Genomic DNA, 18545 nt, shown 5'->3' with positions numbered 1-18545 from the left:
AACGCAGTGCTGGACGGTTCATAACAAACCAGAACTTGAGTTTAGTGCGTAACGTTTCTACCGGTATTTTTTGTATAAGTGTTTTATAACGCGTGGCAAAACCTTCGATGGTTTTTTGTAACTGGTTGAAAGCCTGACCGTTGACACTCTCCCTGCGACCACTCCCCGTTTCGAGCCTGAATGTACGGAGCTTTGTCGTTACTGCCTTGCTATCACGCAAACTCTGTCGGGGCTGGGATTTGCCTATGAAACGGAGAAGCACCTTAGCTGCCTGCTGTATGAACTGATCAACTATTTCGCTGCGAAAATGAAAGCCCCGCGCTGGCTCCGCACAGCTGACGGCGTGAAGTTTATCGACGAGGTGACGGCATGACACAACAGGACTGGCATCCCGCCGACATTATTGCGGCCCTGCCTGACGGGAAACGTCGCTGGCGGCGGTTTCCCGTCAGGCAGGGCTAGCGTCCTCCACGCTGGCTAATGCGCTTACCCGCCGCTGGCCCAAAGGCGAAAGATTGATTGCTGAAACGTTAGACGTCGAGCCTGAAAAAATCTGGCCTTCGCGCTATCGCTGATGTTCCTGCGGCGCAGCCCGGATACGGAAGCTGCGCCGCATTTCGTTTATCTGATCCGTCATAATCCTTTGAACCGCAAAAACAGTTTTCTATTATCGGCCTTCTTATCACGAACTAAGTTCCTGACTGCACGAAGTGCTTCATGATCTGAAAGAAGCACCTGATGTATCAGGATGGTCGCCGTTTTACCGGCAATGCCGCCTTTGAAAACTGCCGGATCTGTCCTCTGATGGATTAAGGTTTTCTTCACGCTTTATTACGTTAAGGAAATCACAATGAATCTGATGAATAATTGTGCATCGCCTGCCGCAGATGTTATATTAAAATATAATATTCGGAGGTGCTCTATGTATACCACTCGTCTGAAAAAGGTTGGCGGATCTGTCATGCTGGCGGTCCCTCCCGCCGTGCTGAAAACGCTGGGGCTGTCGACGGACAGCGAAGTGGGCATGACCATTGATAGTGGCTGCCTCATAATTGAACCTCAAAAACGTCCCCGCTATTCACTCGAAGAACTACTGGCGCAGTGCGATCCGCACGCTGAAATTAGCGAAGAGGGTCGGGAATGGATTGATGCGCCTGCGGTGGGCAAGGAGCTCCTGTAGATGGACAGAGGGGAAATCTGGCTCGTTTCACTAGATCCGAATGCCGGGCATGAACAAAGCGGAAGGCGTCCAGTACTGATTGTTTCTCCGGCGTCTTTTAATCATTTTACGCGGCTACCTGTGGTTGTTCCCGTGACCAACGGCGGAAACTTTGCCCGCGCAGCGGGGTTTACTGTTTCACTGAATGGCGCAGGAACGAAAACAACGGGGGTAATTCGTTGTGACCAGCCCAGAACCCTTGATATGGAAGCCCGGAACGGCAAATATCTTGAACGGATACCTGAAGTTATTGTGAATGAAGTGGTGGCCAGACTGGAGGCCATTCTGAGCTGAGATTTTAGATGTAAAAGGTAAACGCAGAAAAGCAAAAAACCTGCTCAGTTTCCTGAGCAGGCTTCTTAAATCTGGCTCCTCTGACTGGACTCGAACCAGTGACATACGGATTAACAGTCCGCCGTTCTACCGACTGAACTACAGAGGAATCGTGTGAACGAGGCGAATAGTAACGAGGTCGCCTCAAGGTGTCAACTGTAAAAAAGCGTTTAGCATTCAACTGGCTAGCTTTAATGCAAAGCGTTCGCGAAGTAAACAAATCACCGATCAGTCATCTGGATTCTGCTTAACGGATCCTGCTGGTAAAATTGCTGGAGATGCCCATACATCGCGGGAAAGCGTTCAGCTAACAGAACCGGTGCGGTAAAAAAATACTCGGATAACACCGCGAAGCATTCCGCAGGATCGCTGGCGGCATAAGGATCGATACTGGCGGCCTGTTCCCCGACCAGCTCAACCTCATTTTCAACCTCAGCCATGGCCTCACGCAGGTCTTTTTCCCACTGGGCGACGCCACGCAGAGGAATCAGTGGAACGCCGCTGGTGTAGCCGCTACCGCGGGCATCCAGCTTGTGTGCCACTTCATGAATGACCAGGTTATACCCTGACAGATCGAAGGAATCCTGAATATCCAGCCAGTTAAGGATCACCGGGCCCTGCGTCCAGCTCTGGCCCGCATGAACGGCAGGCGCGTGATGCACAAGGCCGTTTTCATCCTGCCACTCATCCGCCACATTAAAGGGCTCAGGATAGATGAGCACTTCATGAAAGCCATCCAGCCAGTCGAGACCCAGTTTCAACACGGGTAAGCAGAACAGCAGGGCAATACGCACGCTACGCAGCGCATCAAGTTGGCAGCCTTCAAGCGGAACCAGCTTTTTTTGCTGCAGAAAGCGCTGGGCCAGTTCTGTCAGCGACTGCTGTTCATCCTGTGTGAGAAGGGTAAAGATGGGCTGTGCCAGACCGGCCTGCCAGGGCAATTCGGTGACGGCGGTATCGCTATGCGTTTTCCATGGCCATTTTAACATCGTAAGTTCCGCACTGAATGCTGCTGTCGCAGAATCCTGAGAGACCAGACAGGAAAATGCCAGCATCGAAACGTCATGCTGGCATTGTCGGGCTTCAGGGATGAAGACGGTATATTCAACCCGTTAGCGAGGAGATTGTCTGTGATTTAGCCCGCAAAGCGCAGGCTAAATTTACTCACGCCCGGCGCGCTCAAACTCAATGACCCACACCCACGGGTTTACCTGCCAGCTGGTTGCACCGTACTGTTTCTGCCATGCCTTGCGATAGGCTTCTTTTGGCATTTCTGAATTCACATTCATGGTGAAAAAGTTATTCAGAAAGTGCGAGTCGGTTTGGACCCCTTCAGCCATGATGTCATCTTCACTGATATCCTGAATCTGCTCCACACGCACATCGGTAATGAGCAGATTGATACGGCTGGCCCAGCGCGGCATATGAATGGCCGTCTGCCAGCCAAACTGCTCGTCATCCGGGCCGCTCAGCGTATGCTGACCCAGTTCATTGCTGTCAGCACGGTACTGGCAAAATTCCGGCGTGCGGAACGGTACGGGATCGCGCTCGTAATCCGCCAGGGCATCCTGCGGCACAATCGGCCCACGCCAGGTTTCGCGCACCCAAAGCACGTCGCCCGGCATACCGTACGGGCAGTGATAGCGAATGTCATTCATCGACATCATTTTATCGCCATGCAGGTGGTTAGCCTGAACGTCAAAAGCATGAACCCCCTCGTGGTGATCCTGCCCCGGGCCAAAAGCCTGCGTTTTCATTATGCGCCGGGTTTGCGTTTGTTGGCCAACTAACAGGGCACGAACCCGCTGTTCGGAAAAAAGAATCGGCCGCTCTTTCATGGATTACCTCTTTTTATTAGTAGAACCCGGTTACTGCTAAAACAACAAGGGCATCTAAATGGTGGCAATATCATAAAAACTATAAATCATTACCCTTAACAATTTGCCGTCTCATAGTCATCTGAGCATTGGTGATTTTTGTCCCGAAAAACGGGGGCGGATAAAAAATCAACAATGCTGTTGTCAATGCGCGTTCCGGGACATCTGATAGTGAGAATACAGTACGTTATATCGGCAAAAATAGGAACCTTTTCAGATTTATCTGTGTGTAACTTTTGCCGATTTTAATGATAAGTGCGAACAGGTTATGTCATGTTTTTTGTTACTCCCCGAGAAAATGCCTATCATTAATCATTACATTTATTAAACTAATTAACCTGCCCGCAATTAAATCAGTCAAGGCTGAAAAAGCAGCAAACTGACGTTTTAATTACGGCAAAATGCTATAAAAATGATCAGCGTCGCATTTTTTTTCGAAATTATCCTGGGGCAAGGGCGATATTCCTCTGCTGTGTAAAGAAAATGTCATTAGCCATTCGCTATGATGGTCGGCCCTGAGCGCGTAATTCATCGTCAGTCAGGACGGACGTCAACCCAACAGGAAAGAGAATATGTCACTTACGCTTTGGCAGGCTCGCTATGAGACCTGGTTTGAAAACAACTGGATTCATGATGATGGCGCGCACGATATCGCACATTTACGCCGCGTATGGATGAGCGCTCAACGCATTATGGCCGGCACCCAGGCCGATCCGCTGGTGGTCCTGACCGCGTGTTATTTTCACGATGTGGTGAATTTACCGAAAAACCACCCTGAGCGTCACAAGGCATCCACCTATGCCGCCAGTGAAACGCAGCGCATTTTACAACAGGATTTCATCGATTTTCCTGAGGAATTGATCGAGCAGGTCATGCATGCGGTTCAGTCGCACAGCTTCAGTGCCGCCATTACGCCAAAAACGCTGGAGGCAAAAATTGTGCAGGATGCCGACAGGCTGGAATCGCTCGGTGCTATAGGTCTGGCGCGGGTGTTTTATACGGCAGGTTCCATGAATCGCCCCTTGTTTAACAGCGAGGATCCGCTCGGTAAAGATCGGGAACTCAATGATGTTAAGTGGACGCTGGATCACTTTCAGACCAAGCTACTGCGGTTGCCAGAAACCATGCAAACCGAAGCAGGGCGCAGGCTGGCAGAACACAATGCGGACTTTCTGGTGCACTATATGGCCAAGCTGTGTGCGGAACTGCAAGGCAACTTAGTCAGTCTGGATGAGTCAGTACTCCACGACTTTAGCCCTATACACGCTGAATATTAAATTTTTATGACAGTATAGGAATCGATACAGTCATCCGGTAGCGTGGCAGTAATAACAATAAAGGAGTGATGAAATGACCGAAACTGTTAATTTAACGATTAAAATTGATCCTGCACTGAAAGAACACATCAAACAGTTGGCGCTGGAAAATCAGGTGTCAATGAGTCAGGAAATCGTGCAACGGCTTCAGTCCAGCCTCAATGCGCCTGCTCAGCCTGTCATTGACAGCCAGAATACAGAGGAAGACACATCGGATGCATTAAGCTCCAGCGAAATCAAGCAGCTGCGCACGCTGCTGAAGAAGCAGAGCAAGAAAAAGAAATCGTAAAATTCGGTGTTTGTCCCCGCAAAACGATCAAAAGCCGCCTTTAACACTGGCGGCTTTTTTACATCCCAAGCTTAACGGCTACAGGGTGATACGGAACTGCTGCACGCTTTCGGCCAGGCGCGCTGCCTGCTGCTGCAGCGTATCGACCGTGCGGCCCTGGCGGGCGGTGAGGCTTTCGTTCGTCTGAAGCTGTTTATCCAGCGCAACCACTTCTGCAGCAATGCCCGAAACGCGGCGGCTTTGTGCGGTGGCGTTTTCCTGCAGCTCTTGCAACTGTGTCACAACGGCGCTGACCGACTGGCTTATCTGGTTAAACAGCGCCTCAAGCGATTTCACCTTATTGAAGCCCTCTGAAATGTGCAGTTGCGTATGATTAACGAGACCGTTGATCTGCTGCGCCGATTCGCCACTCTTGTTTGACAGGTTGCCCATCTCTTTCGCGACCACGCCAAAACTTCGTCCATACACGCCCGCATGAGCGGATTCGATGGCGGCATTGAGCGCCAGCAAACGCGTTTGCAGTGACAGGCCGTCCAGCATCTCAACGATACCCGCGATTTCGCCGGAGGAGGCGACGATATGGCGCATCTGAACCTCCATCTCATCCACCTGAAGCGTACATTGCTGCATCAGATCGTCGGCGAAATGCGCCTGTTCAGAGGCCTGCTGAGAAAACAGGGTGCTGTTTTCGACTTCTTCAGACACGCGATGCAGGCGCTGGGAAATATGGCTAAAGCTGCTGTTTTGCGCTTGATACTGTTCGCTGACCTGCTCATTAGTATGCTGCATTTCACGCGTACCTTCGGCCACGCTTGCCGCAATCGTGTTAATTTCAGCCACGATGGTGCGCAGCCCCTGGCGCATCTCCGCCACTGCGTTGAAGAGTCTGGACGTTTCCAGCGATTGCAAACGCGGTGGAACCGGGCAGTTGATTAAATCACCGGTTGCGATGTCCTGTAACTGTCGACTGGCCAGACGTAAGGGGACGATCACACCACGCAGCAGCAATATGCCGCCGGTCAGCAGCAGGACAAACAGCAGTCCTGTCACCATTAGCGCCAGGTTGCGGCTTTCCATGAGTGTCTGAAGGGTCAGGCTGTTAACCGCAGTGAGCTGTTTATTGGTCTGCGTAATCTCGTTAAACCAGGCGCTATTGAACTGCTGCTGGTAAGCCTGCATCGGTACCATAAAGAAGGCGTCAATGTTATTCCCCTCCAGACCTTTTAGCTGCTCCTCCAGTCCCTGTTTCAGCAACGTAAAGCCCTGCTGCAGTTCGCCGCCGGGTGCGGCGTGATAGCGAGCAAAAAGCTGTTCAGCATGAAGCAAAGACGATTTGGCTGTTTCTGCCAGACTTTTCCAGCTGTCAACCGATCCACTTTTCTGATCTTCCATTAAATACAGCCCGGCGCGGTGGCTGTTATCACTGGCCGTAAGCAGCTCGACGCGTGCGCGGTCCAGCAAGGCCAGCCGGTCACGCATGGCGCTGGCCTGGGTGAGGTTGACTTTGTTCTGGCTCACCTGAGCGGTCAGCAGAACAATCCCGATGGACTGCAGCAAACAAAACAGCACCACGAACAAAATAAAGTTCCCGCGCAGGCTGGTTAGCCAGGTGGGGATCGCCGGAAACCTAAAGCGGGAACGTCTTTTCAGCACGTGCCGCGACAACAAAGTGAGAGGTGACATCATTCTACCCATCCATTGAAAAAGCAGCAGTATTCTGGGCTTGCATGACGGCGTTGTGACAATCCCGCCGGACGGCAGGAAAAGAGAGGAATTGTTGCGCCTAAGCGCAACTTTTAGCGGAAATTATGCGTTCAACTGGCGGATATAGGGCGAAAGCAACTGTGCCACGGCGGCAAACACCGGTACCACCACCGAATTGCCAAACTGTTTATAGGCCTGCGTATCGGATACCGGGATGCGGAAGGGATGGCTGTCTGCACTATCAAATCCCATCAGTCGCGCGCATTCTCGCGGCGTTAACCGACGGGGGCGCCGCGCCATATTGGCGGCATCAAGAAAATCGGCTTCCCCTTTTTCCCGATCCCAACCGCGATCGATTAAAATTTCTGAGCCATCTTTATAGTATCGGGCTGACAGGGTGCGCACGCAGCAATGCACATTGTGTGGATCATTCAGGCCAAAGCCGAACCCGTTACCCCGTGCTTTATGCTTCTTAGCGTACTGGTAGAGGTAACGCCACAATACGGGCGACAGGATGTATTTGTCATCGGGCTGCGGCTCCAGCAGGCTCTGTAGGCTGGGCACCTGGGCGGGGAAAAATTGGCGAATGTCGCGCAGGCTAAACTGCGCTGAGCCAGCAATATCCCGCCGGATGCCGACCAGAACGATACGTTCACGATGCTGCGGCAAAAAAAAGCGTGCATCAATCACCTTCGGATCGGGCGCGCCAGCCTGGGCATCCGCCACGTCATAGCCCAGCTCGTCCAGGGTTTCCATAATCACCGCAAACGTGCGGCCTTTATCATGGCTTTTGAGATTCTTCACGTTTTCCAGGACGAAGAATGGCGGTTTCTTTGCCGCCAGAATGCGGGCGACGTCAAAAAACAGTGTGCCCTGCGCCTGACATTCAAAGCCATGAGCCCGGCCCAGCGCATTTTTTTTACTGACGCCCGCCAGAGAAAAGGGCTGGCAGGGAAAGCCCGCCAGCAGCACCTGATGGTCGGGAATGGCCGCATCAATCGACTGATAGATCGCCTGTTCGTCAGTAAGGCCGGCTGGCTGCGTGACCTGGCGAATATCCGTATTAAAGTGGTGCTCTGCCGGATCGCTGTAGTGATTCGCCCGATAGGTGCGAATCGCCTCTTTATTCCACTCACTGGTAAATACACATTTACCGCCGATGCGCTCGAAGCCACGTCGAATACCGCCGATGCCGGCAAACAGATCGATAAAGCGGAAATCGGGAGAATCATAATGGGCAGGACGTGCAGGCAACAAATCCTGCAACAGCGACAGTTCTGCGGCGGCCAGCGAGGGTAACGCGCGCTTGCCCTGACGAATAGCGTTCAGCAGTGGCGGCGTCCAGTGCGGAAAGCCTGCCTGATGCAAACGTGCGACAACGTCCTTAACGGAATAGATCGACAGCACCTGTTGTAACATGTTCAGTTCATCGGAATGCAGAGCAGCAGGGAGAAGAGGTTCAGCGGTTGCGACAGCGTGCATGCAAATATCCTTAACAGTGAAGCGCGTATGCTAACACTCCTTGCCCGAGGAGGAAATCTGCGGGCGCAGGTCAGAATAGTGTTTCAGTGTGCGCCAGCGTCAAAAAGGCACAATTGCCCGGGTCAGATCTAAACGGCGCGGTCTGGCGGTGAAAATATTTTCTCTGCTTTTATCTGGCCGACTTTCACTTTTCAGGGTGACGACTAAAGTTGAATAAGTCGCTATTAAGGAGGTGCTATGGCCGACGTTCACTCCAGCGAAACGCGCAGTAAAAATATGCGCGCAATTCGTCAACAGGACACTGCCATAGAGCAGCGAATCGCCTTGCTGCTCAAAGATCGTGGATTCAGCTATCGGGTACAGGACAAAAACCTGCCAGGCCGCCCTGACTTTGTCGTGACCTCGCATCAGGCGATTATCTTTGTGCATGGCTGCTTCTGGCACCGCCACCACTGTTATTTGTTTAAGATCCCCGCCACGCGCACCGAGTTCTGGACGGGCAAAATAAACAGTAATGTAGAACGGGATCGGCGTTATGTCCGGCAGCTGCGGGAGAATGGCTGGAAGGTGCTGATTATCTGGGAATGCGCGCTACGCGGTAAACTCAAACTGGACGATGAAGCCCTGCTTGAACGTCTCGAAGAGTGGCTGCTGGCGATGAATGACAGCGCTGAAATCGATCATCAGGGAATTCATCATTACCGAGAGGATGAATGATCCCACCTTGCTAATCAGTAACATAAAATGTTAGATAGACGCTTTTCCGTGACCGGGAGCCCGCAATGAGCAGCATAAAACTGACGGTTAAACGCCTGTATCAGATTCGTGATGAGCGCATGGTGAATACCAAAGCGACCGCCAGAATCTATGCTGGGGAAACGCTGGTGGCCACGGAAGAGATAACCGGCATGACGGAAAGCCCGGTCAGTAAATATCTGCACATGGATGGACTCGCAGGACAAGCGGTGCGCGTCGAATGGGATTGTGAGGGCATCGCTGATATGACCGTGACAGAAATTGAACGATGCCCATGTTGTCAACATAACGAACCGGAATAGGCACGACGGGCTGCACTGTCACGCGCTTCGTCGAGGATGACGCGTTGCGGCTGATGCAGACATAACCCGTTGCTGATGACCGAATAAGGGAAATACTTTGGCAGGAACCAGTTTATTAACGTTGCTCGATGATATCGCCACGCTGCTGGACGATATCTCGGTAATGGGAAAAGTCGCCGCGAAGAAGACGGCAGGCGTGCTGGGTGACGATTTGTCACTGAATGCGCAGCAGGTGAGTGGCGTGAAAGCCAATCGCGAACTGCCGGTCGTATGGGGCGTAGCCAAAGGCTCGTTCCTCAACAAACTGATACTCGTGCCGCTGGCATTGATTATCTCTACGTTTGCCCCCTGGCTGATTACGCCACTGTTAATGATTGGCGGTGCGTACCTCTGTTATGAAGGGGTGGAAAAGGTCCTGCACAGTCTGCAGCATGATAAACAGCAGAACTCGCCAGAGGCGCGTCAGCAACGCCTGGATAAGCTGTCAAAACAGGACCCGCGCGATTTCGAAAAGAAAAAGATCAAAGGCGCAGTGCGCACCGATTTTATTCTGTCGGCTGAAATCGTGGCCATTACCCTCGGTATCGTCTCCGAAGCGCCCTTGCTGAATCAGGTGCTGATCCTGTCAGGTATTGCGATTCTGGTCACGATTGGCGTATACGGCATTGTCGCCGGCATCGTTAAAATCGATGATTTAGGGTTCTGGCTACGTGATAAATCGTCACGCGTGGCCCAGGCGCTGGGCGCAGTATTACTGGCCGCAGCCCCCGTATTGATGAAAGTGTTGACCGTTGTCGGTACGCTGGCCATGTTCCTGGTCGGGGGCGGCATTATCGTCCACGGCCTGACGCCGTTGCATCATCTGATTGAAAATGCGATCGCACCCTTCAGCGGCCTGGTTGCTGGCCTGCTGAGCAACGGCGCAAACCTGGTGATTGGTTTTATCATTGGGTCGATCGTGTTGTTAGTGGTTAACCTTATTGCCAAACTGCGTGAGTAATCGGTATAAAAGCGCATTCTTTAACGCGTTCAGGGGAGAAAACGATGAGCGATGACATGTTTGAATTTGATATTGATGCTCAGTTAGAGCAGGCCGAAGCGAAGGCAGAAAAAAAGGCGGGCGAAGTGCCAGAAGACCTGATTGATGATGCCGATTGTGAAGGCTGCAAAATCTAATCCACTCAGCGCCCCAGGCGGATAATTCTTATCCGCCTGATTTGTTTTCGACATATCTCTCTACGTTATTCTGAATTCGCCATTTTTATGCGCGTCTTAACAGCAGCAACTCTTTTACCATGCTATAAAGAAATGGTTTCAATGACAGTCATTTCTCAAAGAGGGCGCAACATGGTTTTTGCAATCAGTGATGAAGTACAGCATAAGGAAGGCGGGCAAACGATGGTGGTGACCGGACATGCCAGCGGCATGGTTGAATGTCGATGGTACGATGGTTATGCGGTCAGGAATGAGGCTTTTCGCACCGATGAGCTCAGCCATTCCAGCGAATCGCAGCCCCAGTTTACTTCCTGATTTCTGTCAGTCAGGCCGTAAACGACGGCGGCCTGACTGGATTTATCACACTCTCCATCCTCACTGGCGCGATGCCTGCAGCGTTATACGTTGCCGTCGTTGTCCTCTTCTACCGCTTTATAAATACGCTGCAGGATATCCGGAAAAGCCGACTGAACCCGACTCCAGCTGGGAATAAACGGCTTGTCGTTCGGGCGCTCGATAAAGGACTGACCGGCATCCAGAATCGACTGGGTGAACATTTCGACGGCCGCTTCTTCAACATGCTGGTCGAATTTCAGGCCGTTCATTGCCGCCTCATGGTTATAGATTTCCATCATATCCAGCGCATTACGGTAATAGGTCGCTTTCAATACCCGGAATGAGTCACTGGTCAGCGGCACGCCCATGGTTGCCAGCTTACGCAGCAGCGACTGGACAATATCGTTGCTCATGCGCTTAAGGCCACCGGTGCCATCATCTTCTGCCAGCGGCTGATGCTTGTGATCATAGTGATCTGCAATCTCCACCTGACACGACTGGCGCGTGGTGTAGTTACGGTAAATTTCAGAGAGCACGCCAATTTCCAGTCCCCAGTCGCCGGGGATTTTAATGCCGTTGAGCACGTGCGTGCGCATCGCAAACTCGCCCGAGAGCGGGTAACGGAAGCTGGACAGGTAATCAAGGTATTCGGAGTGGCCATAGACTTTTTGTAATGAGCGCAGTAGCGGGCCTACCAGCAGGCGGCCCACGCGGCCATTGAGTTTACCGTCAGCGACGCGCGCGTAAAACCCTTTGCAGAATTCATACTGAAAAGCGGGGTTAGCCAGCGGATAAAGCAGGCGTGCCAGCATGCCGCGTTCGTAGGTGACAATATCGCAGTCGTGCAGCGCAACACAGCTGGTGCGATCTGAGGCCAGCGTATAACCGGTACAAAACCACACGTTGCGTCCTTTGCCCGGATGGGTGGGCGACAACCCCTCTTTATCCAGTTCCGCGTCAATGGCTTTGAGTCTGGGGCCGTCATTCCACAGGATGCGGTGCCGTTGCGGCAGTCGGGAAAAAAACTCGCGGGCATGCAGAAACTGGTCACGGTCAGCCCGATCTAACCCGATAACGATTTCATCCAGATAGGGGACCTTAGCCAGTTCATCAACAATTTTTGTCAACGCCGGACCTTCCAGCTCGGAAAAGAGGGAAGGCAGGATCAATCCCATTTTGCGCTTACGGGCAAAACGCACCATTTCTTTTTCCAGCGACTCAACGCTGCGGTGCGTAAGATTATGAAAGTTAGTAATTACGCCATTCTGAAAGAAATCACTCATTGCATCATCCTTATGGTTTTGCGAGAGGAACAACAGCCTTTCATGGCTGAGTCAAAAAATGGTCCAGCCCTTCACGCCAGCCTTCAGGGCCGTGATGTGTCGTGCGGAATACGTTGGCATCCTCCGCGCGCTGTAAGGTAACCGGTGTTTTACTGAAGCCTTTGATCACCACGGCATAGTCAACTGCATCCAGCATCGGGGCATCGTTCGGGCCATCGCCCAGGCCAAGGGTGGTAACGCCTTCCCGGTCGGTGTGAGACAGTAGCCAGCGCAAGGCTTCTCCTTTGCCGCTTCTGGCAGGCATGACATGCCAGAAGCGGCCGCCCTGTGTCAGGGAAAGATGATAGTCGGCCAGCGCCGTGCGAAAGCGGCCAAAGGCCTCATCGGTATCCCGCCAGACAATCACCTCTGAGGCATCACGCTGACGGGCGAGGGCGGCATCCGCTTCACTCAGGCCGGTCATGGCGGAAACATCGACATCGCTGAAGTCATGGAAGCCGGTAAAGCGAAACTGCTGTTGTAACGCTGCCAGCACCCGGCAGATTGCGGCATAGTTCATCTTGTCGTCCGGAATGCGCACGCTTTTACTCTCGTTGAGGTACAGCACGGCGCCGTTTTCAGCAATAAAGGCGGTGCCGGCAATACCGAGCTTACGCTGCAGTGGCAGAATCTCAGCGGCGGTTTTGCTGGAGCAAATAATTAAGGGAATGGCGTGCGCGTTGAGTGTATCAAGCCACTCTGCTGCGGCATCCCAGTTATAGTCGTGGTGGTCAAGCAGCGATCCATCGAGGTCGGTCACTATCATTAGCGATTCATTCAGATTCGGCATCCTGATCTCCTTCACTCCAGTTCGACATTAGTTTTAGTGTAGTTGAGTCTACAGCAGGCTTAGCATTGCGCACCGCAACCCCTATAACCAGGAGGATTCCTAAAACCCGAAGGATAAAATCGGCGATGCCGTCATTTCGTGCAGCGAATATCGCTGAAATAACAAGGCTCAGGGTGAAAGTGGCCAGTTTGAGATAGGGCGAAATGAGTGAAACGCGCACGGGAAAGGCTTGTTTTGGCGAACGGGAAGCGTACTCTGAACGAGCAATATGAATTCCCTGGTGTAACGAATTGACTGCTTACCTGGCTCGCGCCGGGTATTTTTTTGCGCCGAATTCAGTGCGGCTGCGCTGCCTATCGGTTTATCTCTGTATAACGACAATCATGAATATCCATTTCACACTGCTCCGCAGGTTCACGGCACAGCCCTGGCCGAGGGGCATCCGCCCCCGTCACTGACTGCGAGTGTGGGGAAAAGTAGTCCTGCAGTTCACCGGTGCTACCGGGTTCAATAGCCTGCAGCAGGGCGTCCATTTCTTTATCCCGCTCATGCTTTTCGGCTGGGTGGGGAAGCGACATCGCAAACCTCCATCGGCTGGATTGGGTAATAAATATACAATTTAGCGGAAAATGAGAGGGCGGGACAGAAAAAAAAAGCCCGCGCTGCGCGGGCAAATGATCCTTGTTACTTTGGGTGTGTTGTATTTCCTGGGGAGGAAAGCAACGAAAAAAAGTTTACCTGTTGTTCCTGTTAAACGTCTCGCAGTGAAGTGTCAGGAAACTGAAAATGCGTATTACTCAGATTTACCTGACTTTCTCAGTAATCTGCTAAAAAGGGACTATATTTGATAACAAAACGGTTTTTTATCAATACCTAAAGGAATGGTTATGGACTTACTTCGAATTCTAATCGCAATCTTACTCCCCCCGCTTGGTGTTTTTATGCAGGTAGGTTTTGGGGGAGCATTCTGGCTTAACATCCTGCTGACCCTGTGTGGATACATTCCAGGCATCATTCACGCCGTGTGGGTCATCGCGCGTCGCTAACGCCTGCATTACCCAGGCTCTTCGATTAAACTGTTAACAGGAATGTATCGGGAGAGTGGTAAATGAAGGTAGACGATCGCGTCAGTGTGAAAACGGATGGTGGGCCCCGTCGTACAGGCACCATCCTGGCTGTTGAGCCATTTAGTGAAGGCACCATGTTTCTGGTGGCCCTGGAAGATTACCCGCAGGGCATCTGGTTCTTTAACGAGAGCGGTCATCAGGACGGTGTGTTTGTCGAGCCTTATCCTGCCGACTGACCTTCATATTTAACTGCCAGACCATCACAAAATCGCCCTCTGGCCTGTTCGGCTCAGAGGGCGAGTGTTATTGACAGCGCCGTCAGGCAACGCGCTTCAGCGACGTCGCTGACTCACCGGTCTGCTTTGGCTAAAACGTTTCCCAGTTCTCATTGCCGCTTGTGGCGGCAGCGGGGCGCAAGACAGGCGCAGGCGCCTTAGGTGCGCTATCGGACTGATGAACAGGTTTTGCTGCTGGCGTATCCTGCAAACGGAAAGCCGCAACCGCCTTGGTCAACTTACCAGCCTGATCTTCCAGAGAGGCAGCCGCAGCCGAGGCTTCCTCAACCAGTGAGGCGTTTTGCTGCGTCACGTTATCCATCTCTGTAACGGCCTGGCTGACCTGCTGGATACCGCGGCTTTGTTCGTCGGACGCGGCGGCAATTTCCGACATGATATCGGTCACGCGACGCACGGCCTCAACAATTTCGCTCATGGTCGTCCCGGCTTCACCTACCTGATGTGAACCGCTGCTGACTAACTTCACTGATTCAGCAATTAGTGATTCAATTTCTTTTGCCGCCTGCGCACTGCGCTGAGCCAGGTTACGGACTTCGCTGGCGACCACGGCAAAACCGCGGCCCTGTTCGCCCGCGCGGGCAGCCTCGACGGCGGCATTTAGCGCCAGAATGTTCGTCTGGAAGGCAATACTGTTGATCACGTTAGTGATCTCAGCAATTTTCTTCGAACTACCGGAAATATCGTTCATGGTTTTCACCACGCCGCTTACCATATCGCCGCCGCTGCGCGCCTTGCCGGACGCATCTGCTGCCAGTTGGCTGGCGTGATGGGCGTTATCTGCGTTCTGTTTCACCGTCGCGGTGAGCTGTTCCATGCTGGCCGCAGTCTGCTCAAGCGCGGCTGCCTGTTGCTCGGTACGCGATGACAGGTCGGTGTTACCCGCAGAAATCTCACTTGAGCCCTGGTAAATGGCGATAGCCCCTTCGCGGACGGTACCTACCGTTTTGATTAGCGACTGCTGCATACGTTGCAGGTTGTCGAGCAACAGACCTATTTCGTTACGGCCGTGCGGGACAGTGGGTGCCGTTAAATCCCCTTGAGCAATACGTTCTATGTGCGCCACTGAATTGCGCAGTGGGTTAATGACGACACGACGTAAAAACACAAAGGTGAGCAGCACCAGCACAAGAGCGGCAACAAACGCGGAGCCCATTGCGATAAATCCAATCCGTGACTGCTCTGCCGCCTGATCGTTGATCTGAGCGGAGCGAACATCACGAAGCTTAATCGCCTCCATCAGAACGGCTTTATAGGCGTTGTCCAGTTTGCGTGTCGTATCGGTTTCCTGAGCAATAATGCTTTCGAAGCTGCCCTGTTTACCCGATTCGATCATCGGCATCAAACCCTTCGTCACATACTCTTTGAAACGCGCCTGTAACTGCTCATCCAGCTTGATGCCTTCTGGTGTTTTGCTTTTACGATTCAGATAGATTTTAAGGCCGGCTTCAGCCTGCTTGATACGATCGGCCGTAGCCGCAAGATTGGCGTTGAATTCATCCATCTCACCGATACGCGCGGCGGCGCCTGCCTGAATGATATTCAAACGGGCAGAGCGCATGTGCGATGAGCTGTCGATAAGCCCGTTTCTAACCTGGATCTCATCGGTAGCATCTTTAAGGGACTGATTACTGAGAATAAGAAAGTAGCTTGAGATAGCAATACAGAGTGCGAACAGAAACAATATCCCGCCGAATATTAAACTAAACAGAGGAACGAGGCGGATGTTTTGCCAAAGACTAAGTTTGGGATGCCCTTCATTAACCAGCGTTGTGTTCATTTCCTTGCTCTCTTAGGATGTTATTCTGTTGAACAAAACATCGGCAAAAGAAGAGAAAGGTTTACACCCGAAAGTGAGATCTGGATCGCTAATCCATAAAAAAACCGGCCTTTTGGGCCAGTTCTTAGAGGGGAGGAGGTTACCTTACGTTGACATAGATACCGGACGTCACGTTATCGGTTAAACGCACCACATGATAGATCACTTGCTTATTATGCGTTTTAATTTTTCGCTTTATATTGCCTTTATGCGACGAAACGGTTTTCGCTTTAATTTGCATTTTATCTGATATCTGAATGGTATCATGGCCTGACATCCACATTTTCAGCATATTTGACTCTGTCTGGCTTAGCGTAAGAGGGTGGACATCAAGACCCGAAGAAATACGCGGCGACATATTGAGTTTTTTCTGCAAATAAGTACTTAACAATGAATCCAGCGTCGAAGGCTTAATTGCTTTGGATGTAATAATCAAATTTTTCCGAACATACAAATATTCTTCAAAATGAATATTACTAATGGCCATAAAAATAAAAAACAGTGTTTCGGGATGCTGGTTAATAACGCTGCGAATGCGTTCACTGGAGTCGGTTTCATGAATGAAACAGTCTTCGTTAATAAAGACGACGCCAGGTTTTAACTGCTCACATCTTTGCTGTAATTGCTCAATGTCAGATACAGAAGTAATATTTTTCTTCTTAACTCCCTTAGAAGACATATAATCTGATAATCCCAGGCGTGTGTAGTTGCAGGAATCCATAATAATCGTTGGCATGTTAGCGACCCTCACCAATTTGTTATCCGTTTAAATCAACGATGAATTACGCGTTGCGGTACGAGAAGATTTCCAAAGCGCTTTTTTTTATTCTGCTGATGCAGCGTGGCAATGGGCAATAGCCCATAAAAGTCCTCTTCCCTGACCCGGTCTGCAAAAAATTTGTGTTGCTCTGACCTCACACCTGACCTGATATCAACACGATAAGTCGATACAAAGTCGGACTGAGCGAAATGCAGTTTTTTGGGAGCGCTGTCACTATCGCTGAAAACCCAGAGTTTTCTGATAGGACAAATCTTAAAAACATTTATTTCACGAAAGTGTGAAGTCGGTTAGCGAGTTGACAATGCCGGAAAAAACATTTTCTGACAAGAAAAATCACATAAAAATTTTTCTTTAGTAATTTCAAAGCATTGCCGATTTTGTCACCAAAACAATCTTGTTGATGACTCGGTTAACCGCCTGACTAAAATACGCGAAGCGCGGTTTAATAAGAATAATTTTAAGACTTTCCGCACGTTTATCAGAATATCCTTAGTTGATTTCTGGGAAATGTGGTTTGAAAAATGTGCGGATAGTTATGCGTTTCTTAAGTATCAAATCAGGATAATAGTTAGATACTTAATGTTCAGACAGGGGACAGTTCTGTCAGGAACTGGGCCAGAAGATCGAATATTTCGCCGAACAGGTGCTCGCAGAAGGGGGCAAGGAGAGGCATCAGCAGGCTGATGGTCAGAATGCCTACTGATAAGGTAATCGGGAAGCCGATCGCGAAGATTGATAACTGTGGTGAAAGACGGTTTAACAAACCCAGGACCATATTTATCGTGAGTAGCAAAACGATCAACGGCAGCGCTAACATCATGCCATTAAGGAAAATCATGCTGCCGGATTTCACCAAAGCCATAAAGGCATTTGCCTGAAGAGGCTCGCCGCCGATAGGCAACGTATGAAAACTGTCCGACAGCAGGGAAATAAGCCACAGGTGACCGTTGAAAGTCAAAAATAAAAGCATCGCCAGCATGTCGAGAAAGCGCGCAAGAACGGGCATATTCAGTCGACTGGCGGGATCGAAAAAGGTGGCGAAAGACAGACCCATCTGCAATCCAATCAGTTCACCGGCGGTACGAACCGCGGCAAAGGCGAACTGCATGGTAAAACCAATGGCAATCCCAATCAGCATCTGCTGAATCAGCAGCATAAAGCCGGCAGGTGAAAACAGCGTCACGTTCACCGGGGGTAAATTTGGGATCAGTATCCAGGTGATCATGGCGGCAAGACCAATCTTAACCCGTTTACTCACCGCTTTTTCACTCAGTACCGGCGCGGTAGCAAGCAGTGCCAGAATACGCACCAGTGGCCAGAAAAACTGACTGACCCAGTGTACGAGCTGGCTACTGTCGAGAGTGATCATCAGCCGATGATATAAGGCAGATTAGAAAAGACGGTGCGGATGTAATCCAACAGCACGTTCAGCATCCAGGGGCCGGCAATGATACCCGTGGTGGCCACTGCAATAATTTTTGGAATGAAAGACAGCGTTTGTTCGTTAATCTGGGTCGCTGCTTGCAGCAAACTCACCAGTAAACCGCTGACCAGCGCGGCCAGAAGCATAGGGGCAGCCAGCAGCAGGGCAACGCGCATGGCTTCCTGTCCCATTACCATTACCGATTCAGGTGTCATGAATTT

Annotated in this window: 22 protein-coding genes, 1 tRNA gene and 2 pseudogenes; 13 read left to right on the top strand and 12 right to left on the bottom strand. The window is 51.2% G+C overall.

The window, feature by feature from the left end:
• Positions 1 to 121 precede the first annotated feature (121 nt).
• The 4 genes and pseudogenes from DFO57_RS22885 to DFO57_RS12470 form a co-directional block, all read left to right on the top strand.
• Positions 122 to 373 (top strand): annotated as a pseudogene (locus DFO57_RS22885) (hypothetical protein); the annotation flags it as partial.
• Positions 370 to 575 (top strand): annotated as a pseudogene (locus DFO57_RS12485) (helix-turn-helix domain-containing protein). The pseudogenes DFO57_RS22885 and DFO57_RS12485, both read left to right, overlap by 4 nt.
• 347 nt (positions 576 to 922) lie before the next feature.
• A complete protein-coding gene (locus DFO57_RS12475) occupies positions 923 to 1180 on the top strand; it encodes an antitoxin (RefSeq protein ID WP_014605554.1) in 258 nt (85 codons plus the stop codon).
• Entirely contained in the window at positions 1181 to 1513 is a 333-nt protein-coding gene (locus tag DFO57_RS12470) for a type II toxin-antitoxin system PemK/MazF family toxin (RefSeq protein ID WP_110015388.1), read from the top strand. It abuts the gene before it with no gap.
• Between the two features lie 72 nt (positions 1514 to 1585).
• Here the strand turns inward: DFO57_RS12470 and DFO57_RS12465 are convergent.
• The 3 genes from DFO57_RS12465 to DFO57_RS12455 form a co-directional block, all read right to left on the bottom strand.
• A tRNA-Asn gene (locus DFO57_RS12465) sits at positions 1586 to 1661 on the bottom strand.
• 112 nt (positions 1662 to 1773) lie between these two features.
• The gene (mtfA, locus tag DFO57_RS12460; RefSeq protein ID WP_227022858.1) at positions 1774 to 2541 is read right to left on the bottom strand and encodes a DgsA anti-repressor MtfA; all 768 of its coding nucleotides are present in this window, start codon (positions 2539 to 2541) and stop codon (positions 1774 to 1776) included.
• A 171-nt stretch (positions 2542 to 2712) separates the two neighbouring features.
• Positions 2713 to 3390 carry a hypothetical protein gene (locus tag DFO57_RS12455; protein ID WP_013026204.1) on the bottom strand — a complete coding sequence of 226 codons (678 nt, stop codon included), beginning with the start codon at positions 3388 to 3390 and terminating at the stop codon, positions 2713 to 2715.
• Positions 3391 to 4001: 611 nt separating this feature from the next.
• Here DFO57_RS12455 and DFO57_RS12450 point away from each other — a divergent pair.
• Positions 4002 to 4706: a phosphohydrolase gene (locus DFO57_RS12450; RefSeq protein ID WP_014605556.1), complete on the top strand. Its 705-nt coding sequence runs from the start codon at positions 4002 to 4004 to the stop codon at positions 4704 to 4706.
• Positions 4707 to 4779: 73 nt separating this feature from the next.
• Complete coding sequence (locus tag DFO57_RS12445; RefSeq protein WP_013026202.1) at positions 4780 to 5034, top strand: Arc family DNA-binding protein; 255 nt, start codon at positions 4780 to 4782, stop codon at positions 5032 to 5034.
• Between the two features lie 78 nt (positions 5035 to 5112).
• On the opposite strand, the gene DFO57_RS12440 is transcribed toward DFO57_RS12445, so the two are convergent.
• Both DFO57_RS12440 and dcm read right to left on the bottom strand, forming a co-directional pair.
• Complete coding sequence (locus DFO57_RS12440; RefSeq protein ID WP_041455866.1) at positions 5113 to 6729, bottom strand: methyl-accepting chemotaxis protein; 1617 nt, start codon at positions 6727 to 6729, stop codon at positions 5113 to 5115.
• Positions 6730 to 6840: 111 nt separating this feature from the next.
• The gene (gene dcm / locus DFO57_RS12435) at positions 6841 to 8220 is read right to left on the bottom strand and encodes a DNA (cytosine-5-)-methyltransferase (protein ID WP_014593957.1); all 1380 of its coding nucleotides are present in this window, start codon (positions 8218 to 8220) and stop codon (positions 6841 to 6843) included.
• A gap of 237 nt (positions 8221 to 8457) precedes the next feature.
• Between dcm and DFO57_RS12430 the strand changes: the two genes are divergently transcribed.
• The 5 genes from DFO57_RS12430 (at position 8458) to DFO57_RS12415 (ending at position 10808) form a co-directional block, all read left to right on the top strand.
• Complete coding sequence (locus tag DFO57_RS12430; protein ID WP_013026198.1) at positions 8458 to 8937, top strand: very short patch repair endonuclease; 480 nt, start codon at positions 8458 to 8460, stop codon at positions 8935 to 8937.
• Positions 8938 to 9002: 65 nt separating this feature from the next.
• Entirely contained in the window at positions 9003 to 9278 is a 276-nt protein-coding gene (locus tag DFO57_RS12425; RefSeq protein ID WP_013026197.1) for a hypothetical protein, read from the top strand.
• Positions 9279 to 9375: 97 nt separating this feature from the next.
• Positions 9376 to 10278, top strand: coding sequence for a DUF808 domain-containing protein (locus DFO57_RS12420; protein WP_013026196.1), 903 nt, complete (start codon positions 9376 to 9378; stop codon positions 10276 to 10278).
• Positions 10279 to 10322: 44 nt separating this feature from the next.
• Positions 10323 to 10454 (top strand): hypothetical protein, encoded by a 132-nt coding sequence (locus DFO57_RS22995; protein WP_014605559.1) that lies wholly within the window; start codon positions 10323 to 10325, stop codon positions 10452 to 10454.
• A gap of 171 nt (positions 10455 to 10625) precedes the next feature.
• Positions 10626 to 10808 carry a YodC family protein gene (locus DFO57_RS12415; protein ID WP_019106597.1) on the top strand — a complete coding sequence of 61 codons (183 nt, stop codon included), beginning with the start codon at positions 10626 to 10628 and terminating at the stop codon, positions 10806 to 10808.
• An 83-nt stretch (positions 10809 to 10891) separates the two neighbouring features.
• Here the strand turns inward: DFO57_RS12415 and DFO57_RS12410 are convergent, their stop codons facing one another.
• From DFO57_RS12410 to DFO57_RS12400, 3 genes are all read right to left on the bottom strand, one after another.
• Complete coding sequence (locus tag DFO57_RS12410; RefSeq protein ID WP_014593955.1) at positions 10892 to 12112, bottom strand: glycosyl transferase; 1221 nt, start codon at positions 12110 to 12112, stop codon at positions 10892 to 10894.
• Positions 12113 to 12152: 40 nt separating this feature from the next.
• Positions 12153 to 12941, bottom strand: a complete 789-nt coding sequence (locus tag DFO57_RS12405; RefSeq protein WP_072404023.1) for a mannosyl-3-phosphoglycerate phosphatase-related protein — start codon at positions 12939 to 12941, stop codon at positions 12153 to 12155.
• Between the two features lie 353 nt (positions 12942 to 13294).
• Positions 13295 to 13519: a DUF2525 domain-containing protein gene (locus DFO57_RS12400; RefSeq protein WP_013026191.1), complete on the bottom strand. Its 225-nt coding sequence runs from the start codon at positions 13517 to 13519 to the stop codon at positions 13295 to 13297.
• A 309-nt stretch (positions 13520 to 13828) separates the two neighbouring features.
• Between DFO57_RS12400 and DFO57_RS12390 the strand changes: the two genes are divergently transcribed.
• Positions 13829 to 13987 carry a YqaE/Pmp3 family membrane protein gene (locus DFO57_RS12390; RefSeq protein ID WP_014605562.1) on the top strand — a complete coding sequence of 53 codons (159 nt, stop codon included), beginning with the start codon at positions 13829 to 13831 and terminating at the stop codon, positions 13985 to 13987.
• 62 nt (positions 13988 to 14049) lie between these two features.
• Positions 14050 to 14244 (top strand): protein DsrB, encoded by a 195-nt coding sequence (gene dsrB / locus DFO57_RS12385; protein WP_014593953.1) that lies wholly within the window; start codon positions 14050 to 14052, stop codon positions 14242 to 14244.
• 130 nt (positions 14245 to 14374) lie between these two features.
• Here dsrB and DFO57_RS12380 read toward each other — a convergent pair whose 3' ends face one another.
• The 4 genes from DFO57_RS12380 to fliQ all read right to left on the bottom strand — a co-directional run bounded on the left by DFO57_RS12380 (position 14375) and on the right by fliQ (position 18539).
• Positions 14375 to 16081 carry a methyl-accepting chemotaxis protein gene (locus DFO57_RS12380; RefSeq protein ID WP_015700052.1) on the bottom strand — a complete coding sequence of 569 codons (1707 nt, stop codon included), beginning with the start codon at positions 16079 to 16081 and terminating at the stop codon, positions 14375 to 14377.
• Between the two features lie 139 nt (positions 16082 to 16220).
• A complete protein-coding gene (rcsA, locus tag DFO57_RS12375; protein WP_014593952.1) occupies positions 16221 to 16856 on the bottom strand; it encodes a transcriptional regulator RcsA in 636 nt (211 codons plus the stop codon).
• 628 nt (positions 16857 to 17484) lie between these two features.
• Entirely contained in the window at positions 17485 to 18270 is a 786-nt protein-coding gene (gene fliR, locus DFO57_RS12370; protein ID WP_014593951.1) for a flagellar biosynthetic protein FliR, read from the bottom strand.
• Positions 18270 to 18539, bottom strand: a complete 270-nt coding sequence (gene fliQ / locus DFO57_RS12365; RefSeq protein ID WP_014605563.1) for a flagellar biosynthesis protein FliQ — start codon at positions 18537 to 18539, stop codon at positions 18270 to 18272. The genes fliR and fliQ overlap by 1 nt, the downstream gene beginning before the upstream one ends.
• Positions 18540 to 18545: the final 6 nt, after the last annotated feature.

The organism is Pantoea sp. AG702, from assembly GCF_003182295.1.
GTDB lineage: Bacteria > Pseudomonadota > Gammaproteobacteria > Enterobacterales > Enterobacteriaceae > Pantoea > Pantoea ananatis.
The sequence above is the reverse complement of the archived record's forward strand: the minus strand, read 5'-3'. Positions and strand labels throughout refer to the sequence as shown.